At 65.1% G+C, this 17711-nt stretch carries 17 protein-coding genes; 5 read left to right on the top strand and 12 right to left on the bottom strand.

The features are described 5' to 3' along the window. Window positions 1-7: 7 nt before the first annotated feature. The 3 genes from AKJ09_RS20185 to AKJ09_RS20175 form a co-directional block, all read right to left on the bottom strand. On the bottom strand, window positions 8-811 hold the full coding sequence (locus AKJ09_RS20185; RefSeq protein WP_146648836.1) for a hypothetical protein: 804 nt from the start codon (window positions 809-811) through the stop codon (window positions 8-10). Further along, window positions 808-1404 (bottom strand): RNA polymerase sigma factor, encoded by a 597-nt coding sequence (locus AKJ09_RS20180; protein WP_146648835.1) that lies wholly within the window; start codon window positions 1402-1404, stop codon window positions 808-810. Before AKJ09_RS20180 ends, AKJ09_RS20185 begins: the two co-directional genes overlap by 4 nt. A 100-nt stretch (window positions 1405-1504) precedes the next feature. Beyond that, the gene (locus AKJ09_RS20175) at window positions 1505-2599 is read right to left on the bottom strand and encodes a hypothetical protein (protein ID WP_146648834.1); all 1095 of its coding nucleotides are present in this window, start codon (window positions 2597-2599) and stop codon (window positions 1505-1507) included. A gap of 221 nt (window positions 2600-2820) precedes the next feature. Here AKJ09_RS20175 and AKJ09_RS55600 point away from each other — a divergent pair, with 221 nt between their 5' ends. Together AKJ09_RS55600 and AKJ09_RS20170 are read left to right on the top strand one after the other, a co-directional pair. Then, window positions 2821-2943, top strand: a complete 123-nt coding sequence (locus AKJ09_RS55600) for a hypothetical protein (protein ID WP_275936637.1) — start codon at window positions 2821-2823, stop codon at window positions 2941-2943. 57 nt (window positions 2944-3000) lie between these two features. Continuing rightward, window positions 3001-3366, top strand: a complete 366-nt coding sequence (locus tag AKJ09_RS20170; protein ID WP_146648833.1) for a TraR/DksA family transcriptional regulator — start codon at window positions 3001-3003, stop codon at window positions 3364-3366. 12 nt (window positions 3367-3378) lie between these two features. Here the strand turns inward: AKJ09_RS20170 and AKJ09_RS20165 are convergent, their stop codons facing one another. The 5 genes from AKJ09_RS20165 to AKJ09_RS20145 form a co-directional block, all read right to left on the bottom strand. Beyond that, on the bottom strand, window positions 3379-5019 hold the full coding sequence (locus tag AKJ09_RS20165; protein ID WP_146648832.1) for a glycosyl hydrolase: 1641 nt from the start codon (window positions 5017-5019) through the stop codon (window positions 3379-3381). A gap of 237 nt (window positions 5020-5256) precedes the next feature. Next, window positions 5257-5661, bottom strand: a complete 405-nt coding sequence (locus AKJ09_RS20160) for a DUF4156 domain-containing protein (RefSeq protein WP_169927687.1) — start codon at window positions 5659-5661, stop codon at window positions 5257-5259. Window positions 5662-5970: 309 nt separating this feature from the next. Beyond that, window positions 5971-6153 carry a hypothetical protein gene (locus AKJ09_RS20155; RefSeq protein ID WP_146648830.1) on the bottom strand — a complete coding sequence of 61 codons (183 nt, stop codon included), beginning with the start codon at window positions 6151-6153 and terminating at the stop codon, window positions 5971-5973. 50 nt (window positions 6154-6203) lie between these two features. Continuing rightward, window positions 6204-6755, bottom strand: a complete 552-nt coding sequence (locus AKJ09_RS20150; protein ID WP_146648829.1) for a Dps family protein — start codon at window positions 6753-6755, stop codon at window positions 6204-6206. A gap of 279 nt (window positions 6756-7034) precedes the next feature. Next, window positions 7035-8381: a sialate O-acetylesterase gene (locus tag AKJ09_RS20145; RefSeq protein WP_146648828.1), complete on the bottom strand. Its 1347-nt coding sequence runs from the start codon at window positions 8379-8381 to the stop codon at window positions 7035-7037. A 159-nt stretch (window positions 8382-8540) separates the two neighbouring features. Between AKJ09_RS20145 and AKJ09_RS20140 the strand changes: the two genes are divergently transcribed. Continuing rightward, the gene (locus AKJ09_RS20140) at window positions 8541-8756 is read left to right on the top strand and encodes a hypothetical protein (RefSeq protein ID WP_146648827.1); all 216 of its coding nucleotides are present in this window, start codon (window positions 8541-8543) and stop codon (window positions 8754-8756) included. 236 nt (window positions 8757-8992) lie between these two features. On the opposite strand, the gene AKJ09_RS20135 is transcribed toward AKJ09_RS20140, so the two are convergent. Next, window positions 8993-10210, bottom strand: coding sequence for a glycoside hydrolase family 5 protein (locus tag AKJ09_RS20135; RefSeq protein WP_205633750.1), 1218 nt, complete (start codon window positions 10208-10210; stop codon window positions 8993-8995). A gap of 373 nt (window positions 10211-10583) precedes the next feature. Between AKJ09_RS20135 and AKJ09_RS20130 the strand changes: the two genes are divergently transcribed. Continuing rightward, window positions 10584-11258, top strand: coding sequence for a DUF3943 domain-containing protein (locus AKJ09_RS20130; protein ID WP_146648826.1), 675 nt, complete (start codon window positions 10584-10586; stop codon window positions 11256-11258). 52 nt (window positions 11259-11310) lie between these two features. Here the strand turns inward: AKJ09_RS20130 and AKJ09_RS20125 are convergent, their stop codons facing one another. Further along, window positions 11311-12690, bottom strand: coding sequence for a DUF1552 domain-containing protein (locus AKJ09_RS20125; RefSeq protein WP_146648825.1), 1380 nt, complete (start codon window positions 12688-12690; stop codon window positions 11311-11313). Then, entirely contained in the window at window positions 12687-14372 is a 1686-nt protein-coding gene (locus tag AKJ09_RS20120) for a DUF1592 domain-containing protein (RefSeq protein WP_146648824.1), read from the bottom strand. The genes AKJ09_RS20125 and AKJ09_RS20120 overlap by 4 nt, the downstream gene beginning before the upstream one ends. A gap of 820 nt (window positions 14373-15192) precedes the next feature. On the opposite strand from AKJ09_RS20120, the gene AKJ09_RS20115 reads away from it, so the two are divergent. Beyond that, window positions 15193-16428 carry a response regulator gene (locus tag AKJ09_RS20115; RefSeq protein ID WP_146648823.1) on the top strand — a complete coding sequence of 412 codons (1236 nt, stop codon included), beginning with the start codon at window positions 15193-15195 and terminating at the stop codon, window positions 16426-16428. A 17-nt stretch (window positions 16429-16445) separates the two neighbouring features. Here AKJ09_RS20115 and AKJ09_RS20110 read toward each other — a convergent pair whose 3' ends face one another. Then, window positions 16446-17567, bottom strand: coding sequence for a patatin-like phospholipase family protein (locus AKJ09_RS20110; RefSeq protein WP_169927685.1), 1122 nt, complete (start codon window positions 17565-17567; stop codon window positions 16446-16448). Window positions 17568-17711: the final 144 nt, after the last annotated feature.

The raw sequence follows: 17711 nt of genomic DNA, 5'->3' as shown, positions 1-17711 counted from the left end.
TCTCCCCTCACGGAAGGCGAGGTTGCGCGACGAGCGAGCGAACGCGCGCGGTGTAGGGACTGTCTTCGGACGAAGACAGAAAGGCTCGGGCGCGCGATTCGGCGTCGGCACGGCGTCCCGCTGCGAGAAGCGCCTCGATTTCGAGAACGCTGGCCTCCTTCGCGAGGATCTTCGTGGGGAATGCCTTCTGATAGCGCGCGAGTGAGGCAAGCGCCTCGGCGGAGTCGTGGTCGGCGAGCGCGTTGCGCACGTGTTCGAGCGTGCGGATCTCGCCGGCGAGATCCGTCGGCGCGGCCGGCGCCGGCGAAGCAACGAGCGTGGGTTTTCGAGGCTCCTGGCGAGCGCGAGGCGCATTCGCTTCCGGAGCCGGACTGCTTGCGCCCGGAAGCTCGGTTACCGCGATAGTCGCGGGCGCATTTTCGCTTTCCTGCTCCACCTTCACGGGCTGCGCCACGGCCACCGTCGCTACGGTCGCACCGGGCGGCGGCGACACGGAGAGTGACGACGGCGCACTCGGACGAGCATCTTCGCTGCTCGCGCGCTCGAAGATGGTCGCGGCTCCGCCGAAAGCGGCAATTCCAAGAATGGCGAAGAGTCCCCATTTTGCCCCCGCGAAGGGAGCGCGTGCGAGCCTAGGGTTCGTCTCCGGAGCCGAGGGAAACACGCCCGACGCAGGGGCGCCGATACCGAGCGCCTGCGCCGTCGCGGCGAGAGCGGCCTTGTCGAGGCCATCGTCGTCCGCCGAGCGCAAAAGCTCCTTCGCGAGAGGATCACCCTCGCGGTCATCGAGATAGCGATGAGGATGTCTCATGGTTTCTTGCCTTGCTGCGCCCGCAGCACGCGTAGCTGCTGTTCGAAGTGTTCGCGCGCCCGCCAGAGCCGTGAGCCGACCGTTCCGATCGGCACACCAAGCAAGGAGGAGATTTCCGCGATGGTCATCTCCTCCAACTCGTAAAGCGTGAAGACTGCACGCATGTCGTCACTCATCGTTTCGAGGACGGCGTCGAGCATCGCGCGCGCCTGCAGGCGGCCGACGATTTCCTCGGCGTTCGGCGCCACGTCGACGTCGAGCTGGACGCCTTCGTGGATGGCTTCGTCACGCAAACTCTGGGCACGCCGCCCCGAGCGCCTCGCATTCGAGGCAACACGGATGGCGGTGCTGTAGAGAAACGCTCGCCCCGATCCTTCGGTGATCAGATCGAGCTTTCGCGCGGCGACGACAAAGACCTCCTGGAGGGCGTCTTGAACGTCGCTCGCGGGCACGCCCAGTCGACGCAGCGACCGGGCGATGAACGGGGCGTTCTCACGGAACAGTGTGTCGAGCTCGACCGTGGCCCCAGGGCGCTCCGAGACGGACGAATCCGTCTGGAGATGAAGCCCCCGAATGTGCGGCGAGGCCGACATCGAAACGTGACAATGTCCGTAGCGTTTTCATTTAATCCCCGCGAAGGGATCTTTCTCGACACGCAGCGCCGCTCCGTCGAGCTCGACCATGGCGGAGTGCTCAAAACGCGCGGAGGAGCGCGGAAACCGCCAGTCGGAACTGGACGGCCTCCACGACGGTCACCGTCGGACCGGCGAGGCTGTAGACCCTCTCTCTCTCGAAGGGCAGCGCGAGGCCCGCGTCCGCGCTGAGCGACAGGCGGTCGACGATGGGCAGGTCGAAGCGGACGAGGGGGCCAGCGGCGAACCACGGGCGATCCGGTGAGGTCGCGCGCTCGAGTCCGTAGGGTCGGACCGCGAGCACGCCCCCTTCGAACGCCCCGCAAATCCTGGCCGACGGCAATCGCTCGCCCCACGGGGCGATCCTCACGGCGCATCCCGAGAGCACGAGCGTACGAAGCCCGAAGACGACCTGTCCGGGGTAAGCAGGCTGCGCGGAGCTGTTTGCCCACACCAGCCCCAGACGCACGCTCGGTGAGAGCCCTCGCGCCGTCGACGCGAAATCGATCACCGGGTGCGCGGAGATCATCGCCGAGTCGGCGATGCCGGTCGCGACGAACGCCCCGGCTCCGGCACGAAGGTGCCACTCGGGTGCGGGCTCCTTCTTCGGGGACTTCGGACGCTGGCGCGCCCCTACGTTCCCGGCGGACGGCGCCTCGCGGGGCGGGCTCGGCGCTTCGGTGGACTCGGTGGGAGCGGACGGAGGAGCGGGCGGCACCTCCTCGGGAGGCGGGGGAGGCGGTGGCGTCGCAACGGGCGACAGCGATGCGCTCGGATCGATGGCGATGACGGTCACGAGCACGAATGCTTCGACAACCTCTTTGCACGTGGTGCTCGTCACCTCACGCGTTGCGCGCGACGTGCCCTGCTCGACGACCAGCCGCCCCGCGAAGTTCGCCCCTTTGCGCTCGATGTCGACGACGAACCTGCGTGTCCCCGTGGTCTGCGCATCGAAGTGCGCCCGGCGCGTCCGGGCCTCGATCGCCGAGACGAAGGCCGCCTGATCCGGGCAGCCGTCGGCCACATGGTACGTGAGGGCGACGTGCTCGATGTCTCCGTGCGGCGCCCCCGGCTCGCTCGGCTCGCTCGCCTGGGCCGGCTCTCGCGGAACGAGCAGCAGCGCCAGCGCGAGCGCAGAGGACACACCGAGACGCAAGATGTGGGGACGTTATCACGCCTGCCGCTCCTTACGGCTCGCTACGGCTCGCTCCGCTGTCTCACGCCACGCCCTCCATCATTGTCGAGCTGCCAAGCCGTACCACTGCAAGCGCGGCGGGCGCGTGAACTCGAGGCACGCAAAGGATTCGCGTCGGAGCGCGAGCGAACGACGCTGGAACGCTCTTCGCATCGTCCACGCGAATCGGAAGGGAGCTCGCCATGCACGATGTGTTCGGACAGGCGCTGGGCATGATCGTCCTTGGGGTAACCGCGCTGATCATGTTCGCCATGCTCGGGGTCTCCGCGTGGGGCCTCAGCGGCAAGAATCGTCTCGCGGCGTGAGCCCCGAAAGCGCCCTCGCCTCATCACGTTCGCCGACTGAAAAAAGGGTTCTTCTCCATGCCGACCAACACGCCGGACGCCAAGCTCACGCCCGACCAGATCGCTCGACTTCGCGAGAAGCTGGTCGCCACGCGCGCGGAGGTCCAGGGAAGCACGCCCACCATGGCGTCGTCCGGCACGCCCGACGCGGGCGACCACATGGACCTCACGACGCGCGCCGACGAGATCGAGCAGAAGGGGGCTCGCGCCGAGCGCGCCAACGCCCGCCTCGAAGACATCGAGGATGCTCTCGTGAAGATCGAGCGTGGTGAATATGGTCTGAGCGAGGAATCCGGCGAGCCCATCGGGTTCGCGCGCCTCTCCGTCGTTCCGTGGGCACGCCTCACCGTGAAGGAGGCCGAGGCCGCGGAGAAACGCCGATAGAGGGCCTCGTGATTACGGGTAGCTCGAAGCGAACTTCGCGGGCGCGATGGCAGCCTTGAAGGCGGCGACCGCCTGGGCCGACGTGTCGATGCGGTGATCGGTGCCGCCGTCCGTTCCGTCTTGATAGAAGAGCGCCTTCAGCTGCGGGTGCTTGCCCACCTGGGCACCGAAGAGATCGGTGAACCAGTTGGCCTTCCATGTTCCTACCGGGTTCATCTCGACGACGCCGTACTCGGCGATCATGATCGGGTGTGACGTCATGCTCTCGAGGAGCGCGAGCGACGGACCGAACTGCGCGTCGAACGAATCGGTGGGGCTCATCGGATAGCCATCGAGACCAACCCAATCGGCATACGCGTCACCCGGGTAATAGGGTTTGAACCAGATCGAGTTCGACGCGTTCGCCGCGCCCCAGAAGACGTTCGGCGCCCACACATGGATGATCTTCGTGTTGCTGCCGGCGCCCGCGTTGAGCATGTCGTGCACGCGGCGGAACGCGGCGATGTAGTTGGCCGCGCCGTAGTGGTCGGCCATCCAACCTGCCGGGTTGTTCGGCAAGTTCATCTCGTGCATGTAGCGGAAGAAGATCGGGCCCGACGAATGATCGGCGGCCGCCTTGCCCCAGCGCTTGAGGTCCGCATCGTAGACGCCGGCGAGGATGTCCGGAATCGCCTTCGAGGCCGGGTTGATCGTGAGCATCAACGTGTGGCCACTCTGACTCACGCGTGTGAACCAGTCGTCCCACCCGTTCTCGAAGCTGGAGAACGCGTGCACGATGGCCATCTTCTTACCGACCTGCTGCTCGTACCAGCTCACGCAGTTCTCGATCGCCGGATAGACGCAGCCACCGTTGCCGGGATACGCGCCGAGGTAGACCTTGCCATCGCTCGTAGCGGGAGGCGTCGGGGGTGTGGTCGGCGTGGTCGGTTCGCCCGAGGTGCTGCCCGAGCACGTCGCCTGGATCTTCAGCGCCTTCGACACGCCCCAGCACGGATCACCGAAGTAGCCGTCGTTCGCGTTGATCGTGCACGTCGACTTGCCGAGGCACTCGGCCTCGACCTTGCTCTTCGACGAGGGCTCGTTGCAGGAGCTCGCGGCGAACGAACCACACGCCCCCGTCGGCGTGCCGTAACTGGCGAAGCCGATGCTCGAGATGGTCTGCCCCGACGGACACGTGAGTACGGCGTTGGCGTTCTGGTTCACCGAGGCGCAAACCTGCGACGAGCCCTGCGTCGGCGTGGGGTCGATCGGCGTGGTGGTGCCGCCTCCGCCGGAGCACTCGACTTGCGCCAAGAGCGTCTTCTGAGTGCCGGGACAGGGGTCACCGAACACCCCGTTGTTGGAACCAATCTGGCACGCGTTCTTGCCAACGCACTTCGAGCTGAGAACGCTGGTCGACGTGGACGCGTTGCACGCACCGGCGCTGAAACCACCGCACACCCCCGCCGGCGTGCCGTAGCTGGCGAAGACGACCTTCGTGATCGTCTGCCCTGCGGGGCAGGCGATGTTGGCCGTGCTCTGCTCCTTCGCGCTCACGCACTGGTTCGAGCCGAGTGCGCTGCTCTCGACACCGATCTCTTCGGGCGCGGCCGAACACGCCGCGACGAGCATCGAAACTCCGAGTGCAACGAACGGAATCCTTGCTACCGCCATCGTTCATCTCCCAATCGTGGTGGTCCTCTCACGTCGATCCGCATTCGCGGAAGGCGCCCCGCCTGGGAGAAGACGGGGGCCCCATCGGCACGTTGCGAGAATTCGCGCGCTAGCCCTGGAATACCGAGATGAACGGAATCTTCCAGCCCGCGCGGTGCGCCCCGCTCGGGGCACGAGCGTGAAAAGGTGGGAAAAACGACGAGAGATGAAGTGACTCCGCTTCGAGAGACGGTCCGCTCAGAGCTTGGCGGCGTTCGTCGGCGCGCCCGAGCAGCGGTAAGCCGTACCGCTGATGGTGACCGTGGTGGTCGTGCCGCTGCCGCTGCCGAGCTGCGGAGGGTCGTGCTGAACGTAATTCGCCCCCAGATCGGCGGCCTTGTTGCGGAGATCGTTCATCGCGTATTCGACGAGGTCGTCGTTCGAGATATACGCGCCACCGAACGTGCCGCCGCCCTGGCCGACGATGTACTTGAGGGCAGCGCAGTCGCGGGTCGGCGGGTTGCGCGTGGCGGCGACTTGAGCGCCCTTCGGTGACAGGGCAGACGTGCTGCAGCCGGCGACGGTCACGAGCGAGGCAAGCGAGGCAAGCGAAACGAGAACGAGCGAGAGCGATCCGAACGACACATTGAGGCGTGGGCGCATGCGGCGTCCCTTGGCAACCGACATGCCACCGGCCCGCTTGCAACACACCGTGTATTTTTCGGGCTTTCTGATGCGTTCGTGGATGCGCGGTCACATCCCCTGTGAACGCGCGGCGACGAGCCCGCTCCTGGACAAGCTCAGGCCAACGACAGCGGCTCCCTCGAACTGCAGGGTCGAGATTCACAGCGCGTCGCAAATCAAAAAGGGCCGGGGAGAACATCTCCTGGCCCTTCTCGATTTTCAGACCGGATCAGCGTTTCCGGATCATTTTGATTCGAGCGAAGCGACGCGGCGCCCGAGATTCAATCTCTATGCGCCGGGGTCGATGGGGATCGAAGGCACGTCGCTTCCGGGGAACGTTTCCTCCAAGGCCTCGTCGAGAAGCTCTTCACGATGCTTCCGCTGCTTCTCGCGCTCGGCCTCGTCGTTCTTCGGCTCCTCCTTCTTGGGAGGAGTGGGCTTCGGCTCGTTCGAGATGTGCCCGGTTGCCATGTCGCTCTTCCTTTCTCGTCCCCCGAAAACGCGACTCGGATTGCAGTCTCTCAGTGACCGCTCGAATCTCCGCGGCGACCTGCTTCGAAGAGGAACCAGGTGCGTCGCTCGGTTTCGTCGATCCAGACCTCGATGAGGCTGGCCGTGGCGATGTCGCCGTACTCGTCGCAAACGTTGTGCGCTTCACGGAGAGCCGCGGCGAGGTTCTTGTTGTCCTCCTGGAGCTCGGCGAGCATGTCCGACGGCTCGACGTAGCCTGCGTCGTTGTCGGCGATGCGCTTCGTACGCGCGATGTCACCGATCGACTTGAGGGTCTGTCCACCGATCTTACGCACGCGCTCCGCGATGGGGTCGGCCATGGCGAAGACCTGATCCGACTGCTCGTCGAGCAAGAGGTGGTAATCGCGGAAGTGGGGGCCGCTCATGTGCCAATGAAAGTTCTTCGTCTTGATGTAGAGGGCGAAGACGTCCGCGAGGACACCGTTCATCGCCGCCGAGATGTCCTTCGTGGCAGCGGCGGGAAGATCCGTCGGCGTGCCGAGTGGAGCCAGACGGCGGCCCTTGAGGGTTTCTTTCTTCGCTGCGGAAAGCTTCTTTGCCATTTTCACGCCTCTCTATGACGACTCGCCCTGGTTCATCCGAACGTCGTCGTCAGACGCTCGTTCCCAGGGCATCGAACTCCACGGGATCGCAACCATAAGGACCGCACAGACGGCCGGCAAGGGTCGACGACGAGGACGTGATGTTGCTTTGCCGACGACAATCTCGTCCTAGCCTCGGCGGCACGTGTCATGCTCGGCGAGAGCGTCGTGCACGGCTCGACGTCATGCGTTGTCGTTGATCGGACGCGGTGCCGCGGCCGGATTCGTCACTTGAGGACTTCAGGGCACCGGCTCGTCGAAGTGGACGCACCAGTTGAAGAGCTCGTTGTTGCTGCGCGACGGCGTCGTGTCGGAGTCGCGCAGATTGCCTCGCGGTCCCGTGCGGGGCCCCGCTTTGGCGTGTGCGTTGCCGGTGAAGGCGTAGCGCAAGCGCGCGCTCTTGTCGGTCGACGGCGCCGAAAGCGTGACGGACACCGTATCCGGCCCGGTCACCGCGACGTTCCGAATCGTGGGCGCATGAGGCCCTGCCTCTTCGTATTCGAAGCCATAGTTTCCGGGGTCGCTCACGCGGGCGGTATCGAGCACGAGCGGCGGTGAAGGAACGTAGAACGTCACGACGATCGTCGCCCCCGAACGCGCGATGCGTTGGGGCCGAACCGGCTCCCACGTTCGGCCTTCGAGCACCACGCGCCGATAGGCCTTCGCGTAGTCCTCACCCATGTGCCGATAGCCCTCGTTGGTGAGATGGATGCCGTCGGACGCGTACGGCAGATGGTACTTCGGCCCGACGAGGATCAGCTTGCCGGGGGCATGAACGTGCGCGGCGAGCTGGGCGCCGGGAATCGGGCTTGTCGCTGCCCCGTAGCGCGTGAAGCTCGACATCTGCGTCTCGAACATCGGCACCGGCTCGCGCTGACCGGTGATCGCTCGGACGTCTCGCTCGTAGTCCGCCTGCCAGGTGAGGAGGTCGGATTCGTACCGCAGGTTCTGCCGCACGTGATCCGACTCGCCATGGACGTTGGTGATGGCGCGAACCACGTACGGGCGACCTTGGGCCTTCGCGATGTCGCGCCCCGCCTTCACCTGGGCGAGACCGATGGTGTACGGCTTCGTGCCTCGTTTGAGCGCCCAGTAACCGACGCCCGAGACGCCGTGCGCGCTGACGAGCAGATCGTGCGGATCGAGGTTCGAAGCGGCGTGGAGCTCCTCCCGCGCCATCTTCCCGACGAGGTTCGCGAAGCTGCTCGACATCGTCTCGAGGCCTCGCTCCACGAGCGGACTGAACTTGTGAAGCCCCTCGCCTCCCGGAATCACACCGGGCGCGAACATGATATTGTCGTACGGCTGCGCGGTGGTCAGCGCCGGATATCCGTTGGCGCCCACCGAGAGACTCTGTCCGGTCGCGAGAACGTGATGGATGGGATGGTGGTCGACCGGGCCGCTCGTGTCGATCGGCGCCGCTCGAGAACCATGACTGAACGTCAGGATCGCGACCACCGCCGCGCTCGTCGCCCCACGCCCGATGCGAGCGAGCGTTGCAAACGCTCCGAACGCTCCGCTCAGCGCAGCGCTTGGTCTCGCGCCGCTCGTACTCCGACGGTCCCCGAGAACTCCCCCGACGCGCACTGCATTCTCAGCTTAATGCACGGGCTGACGCCGCGCCGCTCGACCGCCAGGACGAGTCGGTTGCGGTAGAGCTCCTCATGGTCGCGGCGTATCGCTGCGAACGTCGATGCGCAACGCGGGGGGACGTCGCGCATCAGACGTTGGGTAGGAGCCGAATCAATGAGTTTCACCCTTGCCCCACTATTGATGCACAGCGAGGCCCTCCCGGCAGGCGCGCGTGCGGCGCTCAAGGCGTCGTACGAAGGCAGCCCCGGCGAGCGGCGCGCTCAGCTCGAGACGGCGGCACACATCATCTACGAGACGTACGGCGAGACCGATCTCGAATGTTCGGACGTCCGCGAGCTCGTCGGCCTGCCGCCTGGTTGCGGCTGCTGAGCGCGCGAGACGACTCGAGAAATCGGCGGCGGCTCGGAAAAGAACGGGCTCCGGAAAATAAATCGATAAACGGCCCCCCTTGATCGCATTCATAGGGGCGCCGAGCGTCGCGCAAGAGTTTCCGTGCAGGGGGCCCCAAAGCCCCCTGTCACGTTTAAGGGGCACGTTTAAGGGGGCTAGTTACTGGGTCGCTTTAGGGGCACGCACTTCGCGCGCATGCCCCACAAGCGCACGCGTTACTGCCGAAGGAACGGCGAGAGGATCGACATCTGGGGTTTGTCCTGTCCGTTGCTCGGATCGAGCGCGAACATGTAGTTGCCCCACCACGGTCCACCGGCCCACCACGTGAAGCCCATGATGACGTCGGACGCCGACATCATCGTGTTCAGCATGTCGGTGACGGCAGCGTTACAAGTTGCGTTGTTGCCGCCGGCGAACTCGCCGAGGAAGCCCTTCTTGCCGTTGTCGCGAAGCCACTTGATCCAGCCGGCGAGACGTTCGCTGCCGATGGTGGTGCTCACGCACGAGCTGCTCGTGCCACTCGAGTTGCCGTCCAGATACTGGTGTGCCTCGAAGACGACGTTGTTCAGCGGGTCGACGATGTTCAGCAGCGCGACCGCGTTCGACGTCCCGTAGATGTCGCCCGAGGTCCACGCCCAAGCGCCCGTGTACTGGTTGCCAGGAACCATGATCACGTTGTTGGCGCCCGTCGCGCGAATGGCAGCGATGGCTGCGTTCGCGGCGGAGGCCCACTGTTCGGTCTGGATGTCGTGGGGCTCGTTGACGAGGTTGAAGAAGATGTGCGGGTTCGACGCGTACTTCGTGGCCAGGCGCGTCCAGAGATCGGCGAAGACGCTGTTCGGCACCGACGTCGAGCCGACGACGCCGCCGTAGTAGCGAGCGTAGTTGTGCGGATCGATGATGACGTTGGCGCCCTTCGACACGGCGTAGTTCACGATCGTATCGAGGCCTTCGGCGTACTTCGCATCGAAGGCACCGTTCGCCTTGGGCTGCAGCCGCTCCCACGCGAAGGGGATGCGGAACGTGTTCATGCCCTTCGACATGTAGTAGTCGACGTTCGCCGCCGTCGGCCACGTGTATTCCTTGCCAAGCGTGCCGGGGAAGACGCCGATGCCCCACTCGGCAACCGAGAGGTTGATGCCGCGCCACGGAACGGGCTTCGAAGGCTCGGTCGGCGTCGACGAATCGGGCGCCTCCGCATCCGGCGTTTCGGGATCGCCGGGAGAGGCATCCGGATTGTCGGGCGTCTCCGGCGTCTCGCCGTCTACTCCACCGTCTTGGGTGGAGCCCGAGTCCGTGTTCGTGCCGGGAGAGGGCATGAGCGGAAGCGTGTCCGCCGAGGCCGTTTCCTGCGCGCTCGAACAAGCGGCAAAAACGGGAAGCGAGAGGAGCGTGAGCGCGCGCTTCACGCCGAAGAATCGAGCATTGGACATGGAGTTTTCTTCTCCTGGGAAGGATTGGTTTCGTCGCCGACGTTCGGAACCGAACGCCGTGGTCGACCGCGTTCTCGCGGCGCCTCGCAACGAAGGGCAGCACCCTACTTGCGGGAACATGCGCGGCCTCACGCGCGCAGTACTTCCGAAGCCGACCCCAATGTCGTCAGGCGCTGTCGATGATGCTTTCGTTGGTCTCGACGCAACGGATGGTCATCCAGCACCACGAACTCACCAAGCGCGAGAACGGAAATAGGGACGAGGCTATCGGCCGTGTCGGCACATTTCCGTCGACGTTTTTCCAGCCACGTTGCTGCGAATCCAATCTCCGCGGAAGAAACGGCGTGCTCGTGCTAACTCGAAAGGCAGCTTCATGATCCCCGTTGCCGTCGTCGCTCTGCTCGTCGCAAATACCGACGCGAGCATGCAAAACGCCGAGGAAATGGCGGTTCCTGCGCGCCAAGCGAACGAGCCGAGCCAGCCGAGCCAGCCGGCCACACCGGATGCCGTTCACGAAGAACCGCATCGTGTCGAGGGACCGAACTACGTGGTTCCCATCGTCCACGATCTCGCGCTGCTCGCCGTCATGCGCGCCGCCGAGACGGTGATCTGGCCCAATCCCTTCGCTCGTCCGGAGCAATTCGGGGCACGCTACGAAGAAGCCTTCACGCATCCGCCCGTCTTCGAACCGCGTCGGCGTTTCATGGAGTGGGACGGCGATCCTTGGCCGGTCAACACGATCGGGCACGGCCTCTTCGGCAGCGAGCTCTATCTGCGAGCGCGCATGTGTCGCTTTCCTTGGTACGGCTCCGTGGCCTTCGCGGCCGGAGCAAGCGCGCTCTGGGAGTACGGCTTCGAAGCCAACGGCTCCCGACCGTCGGCGCTCGATCTCGTCTACACGCCGTTGGCCGGTGCGCTGCTCGGTGAAGCGCGATTCGCCATCCATCGCGTCGCCGGAGGCATCGAGTCGAAGACGACACGCGGCATCGTGCGCGCCATCGTCGATCCACTCGGCGAGATGGAACGAGCGCTCGGCACCGATTGTTGAGAGCTCGGCGAAGGGCTCTCTAATCGTCGGCGGCGAGGCGGGCGTCGGCTCGTCAGCGGAGCTCGGGCAGTGCGCCGCCGTAGTTGCCTGCGCCGAACGACGTCATCGAATGGCCCATGGCATTGCCGATGCTGACGAGCAAACGGTTGTGCGGCATGCCGTTCGTCCACTTGATGAGGCGGCCCGTGCGGAAGAAGCCACCGCAACTTCCTGCGAGGATCCACGGCAGCCGCGTGTTCTGGTGCGACGCGCCGTTCCCCATCACGTTGGTGGCGAGGAGGCAGCAGTTGTCGAGCATGGTTCCGCCGAGCTCCGGCACCGCCTTCGCCTTCTCGATGAAGTACGCAAAGAGCGAAACGAAATACTTGTCGACCGTGTCTTTGCGGCGCGAGTCGTCGTTGTTCTGCCTGCCGTCGCCGCCGCGGTGACCGAGCTCGTGATGGCTTCGCAGGGGGTTGAAGCTGCCGTCGCCTGCCTGCGCGAAGTCGCCGCCGAGCCAATAGAAGACCCACATGTTGTTGTGGGAGTTCGACATGAGCAGCGTGGCGATATTCGTCTGACCGCTAGCAAACGCGCCGATGATCATATCCATCTGCGCCCGCGCGATGCGGTCATAGTGCTGGACGTTGTACGGGTCGATCGTGGTGTCGTCGGGCGCGGGCTTGTAGTTCGTGCCCACGGCGTCGAGGCGCTGTTCGAGCTCACGCACCGAGTTGAGGTGCAGATCGACCTTCTGCTTGCTCTCGGCCCCCATTCGACCGCCGAAGCGCTCGAGGTCTTTGCCGACGTGATCGAGGATGCTCTTACGCTCCGCCCGTACCTTGGCAAGGTATTCGGGATCCATCGACGCGCTCGAGAAGAGCTGCTTGTAAATCGCATGCACGTCGTCGAGAACGACCGGCGCATTGGGCTGGTCGCCGACGGCGGGCCCCGAAAGCGACAGGTACTTCGACCCTGGGTTGCCTTCGTGCTTGTTGTCGATGCCGAGGACGAGGCTCTTGTACGGCGTGGTCTGGGTCTTTGCGAGCTCCTGGTCGAGAGAGATCGAATCGCCCATCGCCTGGTCATCGCCATAGAGCAGATACTTTCCAGGGCCACCCGTCAGGATGTACGGCAGCGCCGCGTGGCCGCCGTAGTTCGGGAACTGGTCCATCATCGCGCGGTTGTCGAGGCCGTCGAAGACGAGGATGTCTTGCTTGTGCGGAGCGAGCGGCGAGAGAACGTCGGTGAGCTGGAAGTTCGTCTCGGTGCCGGTTGGCCAATAGTTGTTGGTCACGCCTTCCGGCCAGCAGAGCGCCGCGAATCGCTTGGGCGCCTTGGGGGCATCGCCGCGAGCCGGCTTCTCGAACTCCAGGTCGAACATCGGCAGGAGCATCGCGCTGATGCCCAAAGCACGGAGAAACGAACGGCGGCAGTACTTGTCATTGCTCACGGCGTCTCTCCCGGCTCGATCGAGCGATAACGGAACGTGCGGCTGGCAGCGAATGCCTTGATCAACGTGCGGAGATCGAACGCGGCGTCTCGGAACTTCCCGTACGACGACTGGAGCGAATACTGGTCGGCATCGGCCTCGTCGCGGCCCATCGCGAAATGGAACCACGTGCGCGCGACGCACGAACGCGCGTCCGAGTCACCGGCGAGCTGCTTCGAGAGCTCGACGACGTTCGCGAAGGCGCGCGTTCCATCGACGGTGTTCACCGAGCCGGACGCGTCGAGCGGCTTGGTCCCGTCCATCGTGCGATATCGCCCAATGGCATCGAAGTTCTCGAATGCGTACCCGATCGGGTTGATGATCTTGTGACAGCCGGCGCAGGAGCCGTCGTTCTCGAGGACCTCGAAGTTCTGCCGAACGGTCTTGGCATTGTCGAACTGGAAGGCCGTGGCCGCTCCTGGCGGAGGGGGCGCAATCGTCTTGCAGAGGATCTTTTCCCAGACCAGCTTTCCGGCGCGCGGCGGGTTGGTCTGCGAGGCATTCGAGTCGACGAGAAGGAGGGCTGCACGCGTGAGCAGACCGGCACGCGCGTTGGCGTCGAGCTGCACGGGACCGAAGCCGCTCGCCGGTGCGCCCGTCGCTCCGTAGATGGCTGCTATGTTCGAGTCGACTTCGGCGAAGGTGGACGTGAAGAGCGAATCGAGCTTGCCGTCGCCGTCGACGAGAACGTGGCGAATGAAGCGGCGCATTTCCTCGCGCGCGCTTGCCTGCACGCCCTCGTTGTACTGCGGGAAGAGGGTCGGGTCCTTCGATGCCGGCATGTCGAGACCGAGCCACTCGGTGTGGAAGATGTCCGCGTTCTGGGCGAACTTCAGATTGCCCATCATTCGGTCGATCTGCGCCGTGATCCCCGCCTCGTCTTCGAACCTGCCTTGGTCGACGGCGTCGAGGAGCGCGTCGTCGGGCATCGAGCCCCAGAGGAAGTAGCTGAGGCGCGAGGCGAGCTCGAACGACGGAAGACGAACGACGCCGCTTTCGATCTTGGCGGCCTCGCCGTCGATCTCCCAGTGATAGAGGAAGCGCGGCGACTGGAGCATCGCCGTGACGACCACCCGAATCGCGTCTTTGAGAGGATACGTGAGGGTGGTGCGCGCGGTCTGGTAGAGCGCGTTCAGGTTCGCCGCTTCGTCGTTCGACAGCGTATGGCGATACGCGCGACGGCCGAAGCGACGGATGAACGCATCGGCGCAGGCGTCTTCACCCTTCGACGCGGTATCGCACGCGAGAAAGGCATCGAAGTTCGCGACCGCCTTGGTGGCCAACGTCTCGGCCGATGTTCGGAGCATGTCCGCGGTGTCGGTCGAGAGGAGCGGCGCCTGCGAGAAGCCATTCGTCCCCTTCGGATCGGTAGGTAGCGACGAGGCGATGGTCGGATCAGCAAAGAGGTCGCGTACCGTGTTGAGGTATTCGGCCTCCGTGAGGCGACGGAGCGGCATGGCTCCCGCGGCGTTCGGATCGAGGTTCGACGTATCGCCCGTGAGCGGCGGCTTTCCTCCCCCTCGATTGTCGGAACCATTCGTTCCGGATGCGTCGTCGTCACCGATGTGGCCGATGCACGCGGCCGTTCCGGCGAACAAGATCGCCGCGAGACCGACCAAGGGAGATCGCAGAGCTCCGTTCATCGTGCGTTCGTTCCCGAGCGCTCGACTTCCCGTTGCCCGATCCGCAAGGCGCGCAGAAGAAAGCGACGGAGCCGAGGCCCTCCCTCTCCCGTTCGACCGACGCACGGCTGCACGACGTCATCGGGTGGCCAGCGCTCCCACCTCGAGGCGTGGAGCTCACTTCGAGCACCATGGAAAATTTGCGCTGACCCGACATTGGCGGTTCGCCCCATCGAGAGGAGGAGGAAGTACCGGCCGAGCATCGGCTCGGTCGGAGAGTGTGGTCTCGGAGCAAGCCGGAGGATCTCGCGGGCTCCCGCGAATGGTTCGCCGCAAGCTCCGTCGAACACGTCACCGAATGACGAGCCAGTGCCGGACGTGTGTCATGCAGTGTCGGTCCACCACAGACGTCGAGACACCACCACCTGCACGTGCCGGCGTGGCGAAACGCGATTCGTGAGCGCGACCGCTGCCCGTCGACGCGTGCAGACTCCAATCGTCGCGCCCCATGTTCCAAGGCGCGCGAGCGATCTATCCACAAGTCACTCCCATCCTGTGGAAACAAAGGATGCGGAAGTGCGATGTGGCCGTGCGGACACATCCTCTTTGTGGAGGATGTTCGACCGCGTCACGCAATCGATACTGTGAGGTCGAAATCGACGCTCGGGAGGAGTCGGCGCTGCCGGCTGCGGAGAGCGGATCGGTCTCTTCTTACTTTCGTAGAGGTTTCTTTGCGGGGGCCTGGAGAGTCGAAATTGAAGAACCAACCGACGAGCGAGATGACTCAGTCGACCCGACGAAATAGGAACGAATTGGCCGAAAAACTTATGGGGAAGAGCGCATGAAAGTGCCGACAGTTCCCCCGTCGGGCTCGCTCCGACCCGAAGCCCATGACACCTCGCTGAAAACGCGGTTCATGCCCCGCGTGATCGTGGCGGGCTCGCCCACCGAGCTCGCGCGAATCACCGACGAGCTCGCACGCTCGGGGTTTCGCGCAGACCTCGTGACAGTGTCGAACCGAAGTGACCTCGAGCCTGCCCTCGGCAAGGCGCTCGACGTCTTCGTGTGTGGCGAAGGCATTCCATCGCTTTCACCTCGCGACATCCGCCTCGCCCTCGACGCGCGAGACATCGACGCGCCGCTGGTCGTTCTCACGGAGCAGACGACCGCGCAGTCGCTCGACACCGCGCGCAGGGCGCGTGCTGCCGATGTGGTCGACGAAGCGGGCATCACCCGGCTGTCGTTCGTTCTCACACGCGAAGTCGAACGGAAGCGCGCGACGGACGAGTGGCTGCGCGAACGAGACAACGCGGAGCACGCGCGGCGCCGAAGGGAACGCGACCACGACATCGCGAAGCTCGAGCGGAACGAATTCCTGATGAGCTTTCTTCGCGAGATTCGAAGGCCGCTCAATCGCACGCTCGACAACTACGACCGGTTGCTCCGCGAGGAGAGCGAGGCTCTCTCCGTCGATGGCCAAATTGCCCTCAAGTCCATCGAACAGGGAACGTGCGCCATGCTGGCGGTCCTGAACGACGTGCTGGACCTGGCGTCGGTGAATCGAGAATGGCTGGAGGTCCTCGCGACCGCCGTGACCAAACACAGCGTTCCCTTCGATCGGATGGCCAGGCACGTGCGCGACGTGGTGGGCACGGCGGAACGCGCCGAGCGAGCCGCTCGCATGCGCATTCTCCACGTCGACGCTTCACGCCAGAACCGCGACGTCGTTCGACAGAGCCTCGCCGGTGAGTTCGAGCTCCTCGAAGCGCACGATGCCGAGGAAGGCATCGTGAAGGCGGCCCGAGACGCCCCCGACCTCATTCTCATGGACATCTCGCTGCCTCGCCTCGACGGTTGTCAGGCAACGGCGCGATTGAAGGCCGACCCGAAGCTGAAACGCATTCCGGTCATCGCCATCGCCGCACAACCCGGCGACGACGAACGACGCCGTGCGCGCGAAGCCGGTTGTGTCGAATACCTCACGATACCGCTCGAACAGGACCTCCTCGTCGACACGATGAGGCGTCATCTCTCGAGTGATACGAGGGTCTCCTCCACGCGCCTTCGCCTCGTCTGAACGATGCACACTCGCGCTCAGCGGCGAATCTGGTCGTCGAGCGAGACGCGACGGAACATCCCGAGCGCACGCGCGGTGACCGAGACGTACTTGGTAGCGCCGCCGACGTCACGAACTGCGCCGTCCACCGGGCTCTCCTTGGGTATCGCGCCCGAGAGAGCCAGGTGCGCGGCGCGTTTGCCTTCCTCGATCTGACGTACGCGAAACGGTTTCCAGAACAAGCCGCCGAACGCCCCGCCTTCGAGATCGTGAGCCGGGCGCACGGTGAGGATGTCGAGATGGCGCCAGCCGAGCGCGTTGCGCACCACGATGCGCTGAGCCTCGGAGAGGGCCGCACGCTCCATCGCATCTTCGAGGAGCTCGAGGGTCGCGTTGTGCTCCTTGGCGACCACGAGGTCGCGCCCGATGCGCTCGTTGACGAGAATGTCCACGAGGCGCGTGAGCAGGCGGGTTCCTCGAAGAGTCCCGCCCTCGGGACGCGCATTCGGCTCCGCCGAGACGACCACGATGCGGTTGCGGTCGGCGTTCTTGTCGATCACGTACGAGATGGGCGCGTTGTTGACCGCGCCACCGTCCACGCGTTGCCCGCCGTCCGGAAGCGTAGGAGGCACGAAGAGTCCGGGGAAAGCCGAGCTCGCGGCGGCCACGCGCGCAATGACCGGCCAGCGCAACTCGTCGGCGAAGTCTTCCGCGAAGAAGTGATGATCGTCCTCGTGCGTGAGCTCACCGGCGTAAGGCGCGCCTCGTAGGTCGGTCGTCACGATCGTCAGCTTGATCGATTCGAGCTGCGAAGGACGTCCTCGCGCGAACAGCGTCCGGAGCGCTCGGAGCACGATCGCCTCGACGCCCTCCGTCGTCGACAGCCCCTGGAGTGGTGCCAACGTCGGACGCGCGAAGTTCAAGATCGAGGCCTGGTCGCGCCAGAGCGTCTCGAGCAGCTCGGTGGCGTCGTCGAAACGTCCGAGCGCTGCGCCGGCCGCGAGCAGCGTGGCGTTCAGCGCGCCGGCACTCGCCCCGACGAAGCGATCGAACCCGATGCCGTTTCGCGCGAGCGCACGCGTCACGCCGGCTTCGAAGGCCCCTTTCGCGACCGCGCCCGCAAGCACGAGCGCACGCGGATCTTCCCCGTTTTCCCCCATGAAACGAGGATAGCGAGCTCTGCCTGCCGAGGGAACGCACGGAGCACGGCGGACTCCGACGAGACGTGCCGCGGGCGGGATCGGCGCCGAATGCGTCCCTCCGTCGCGCGAAGCGCGGCATTCCGCTCGACACCGACGGGCCTT

Source organism: Labilithrix luteola, from assembly GCF_001263205.1.
In the GTDB taxonomy this organism is placed as follows: domain Bacteria; phylum Myxococcota_A; class Polyangia; order Polyangiales; family Polyangiaceae; genus Labilithrix; species Labilithrix luteola.
This window is presented reverse-complemented; position numbering and strand designations above follow the sequence as displayed.

What these genes read in the sequence shown, in the direction of transcription:
- AKJ09_RS20185 (WP_146648836.1), bottom strand. Translation starts at nt 811, where the DNA reads ATGAGACATCCTCATCGCTATCTCGATGACCGCGAGGGTGATCCTCTC.
- AKJ09_RS20180 (WP_146648835.1), bottom strand. Translation starts at nt 1,404, where the DNA reads ATGTCGGCCTCGCCGCACATTCGGGGGCTTCATCTCCAGACGGATTCG.
- AKJ09_RS55600 (WP_275936637.1), top strand. Translation starts at nt 2,821, where the DNA reads ATGCACGATGTGTTCGGACAGGCGCTGGGCATGATCGTCCTTGGGGTA.
- AKJ09_RS20170 (WP_146648833.1), top strand. Translation starts at nt 3,001, where the DNA reads ATGCCGACCAACACGCCGGACGCCAAGCTCACGCCCGACCAGATCGCT.
- AKJ09_RS20165 (WP_146648832.1), bottom strand. Translation starts at nt 5,019, where the DNA reads ATGGCGGTAGCAAGGATTCCGTTCGTTGCACTCGGAGTTTCGATGCTC.
- AKJ09_RS20160 (WP_169927687.1), bottom strand. Translation starts at nt 5,661, where the DNA reads ATGCGCCCACGCCTCAATGTGTCGTTCGGATCGCTCTCGCTCGTTCTC.
- AKJ09_RS20155 (WP_146648830.1), bottom strand. Translation starts at nt 6,153, where the DNA reads ATGGCAACCGGGCACATCTCGAACGAGCCGAAGCCCACTCCTCCCAAG.
- AKJ09_RS20150 (WP_146648829.1), bottom strand. Translation starts at nt 6,755, where the DNA reads ATGGCAAAGAAGCTTTCCGCAGCGAAGAAAGAAACCCTCAAGGGCCGC.
- AKJ09_RS20140 (WP_146648827.1), top strand. Translation starts at nt 8,541, where the DNA reads ATGAGTTTCACCCTTGCCCCACTATTGATGCACAGCGAGGCCCTCCCG.
- AKJ09_RS20135 (WP_205633750.1), bottom strand. Translation starts at nt 10,210, where the DNA reads ATGTCCAATGCTCGATTCTTCGGCGTGAAGCGCGCGCTCACGCTCCTC.
- AKJ09_RS20130 (WP_146648826.1), top strand. Translation starts at nt 10,584, where the DNA reads ATGATCCCCGTTGCCGTCGTCGCTCTGCTCGTCGCAAATACCGACGCG.
- AKJ09_RS20120 (WP_146648824.1), bottom strand. Translation starts at nt 14,372, where the DNA reads ATGAACGGAGCTCTGCGATCTCCCTTGGTCGGTCTCGCGGCGATCTTG.
- AKJ09_RS20115 (WP_146648823.1), top strand. Translation starts at nt 15,193, where the DNA reads ATGAAAGTGCCGACAGTTCCCCCGTCGGGCTCGCTCCGACCCGAAGCC.
- AKJ09_RS20110 (WP_169927685.1), bottom strand. Translation starts at nt 17,567, where the DNA reads ATGGGGGAAAACGGGGAAGATCCGCGTGCGCTCGTGCTTGCGGGCGCG.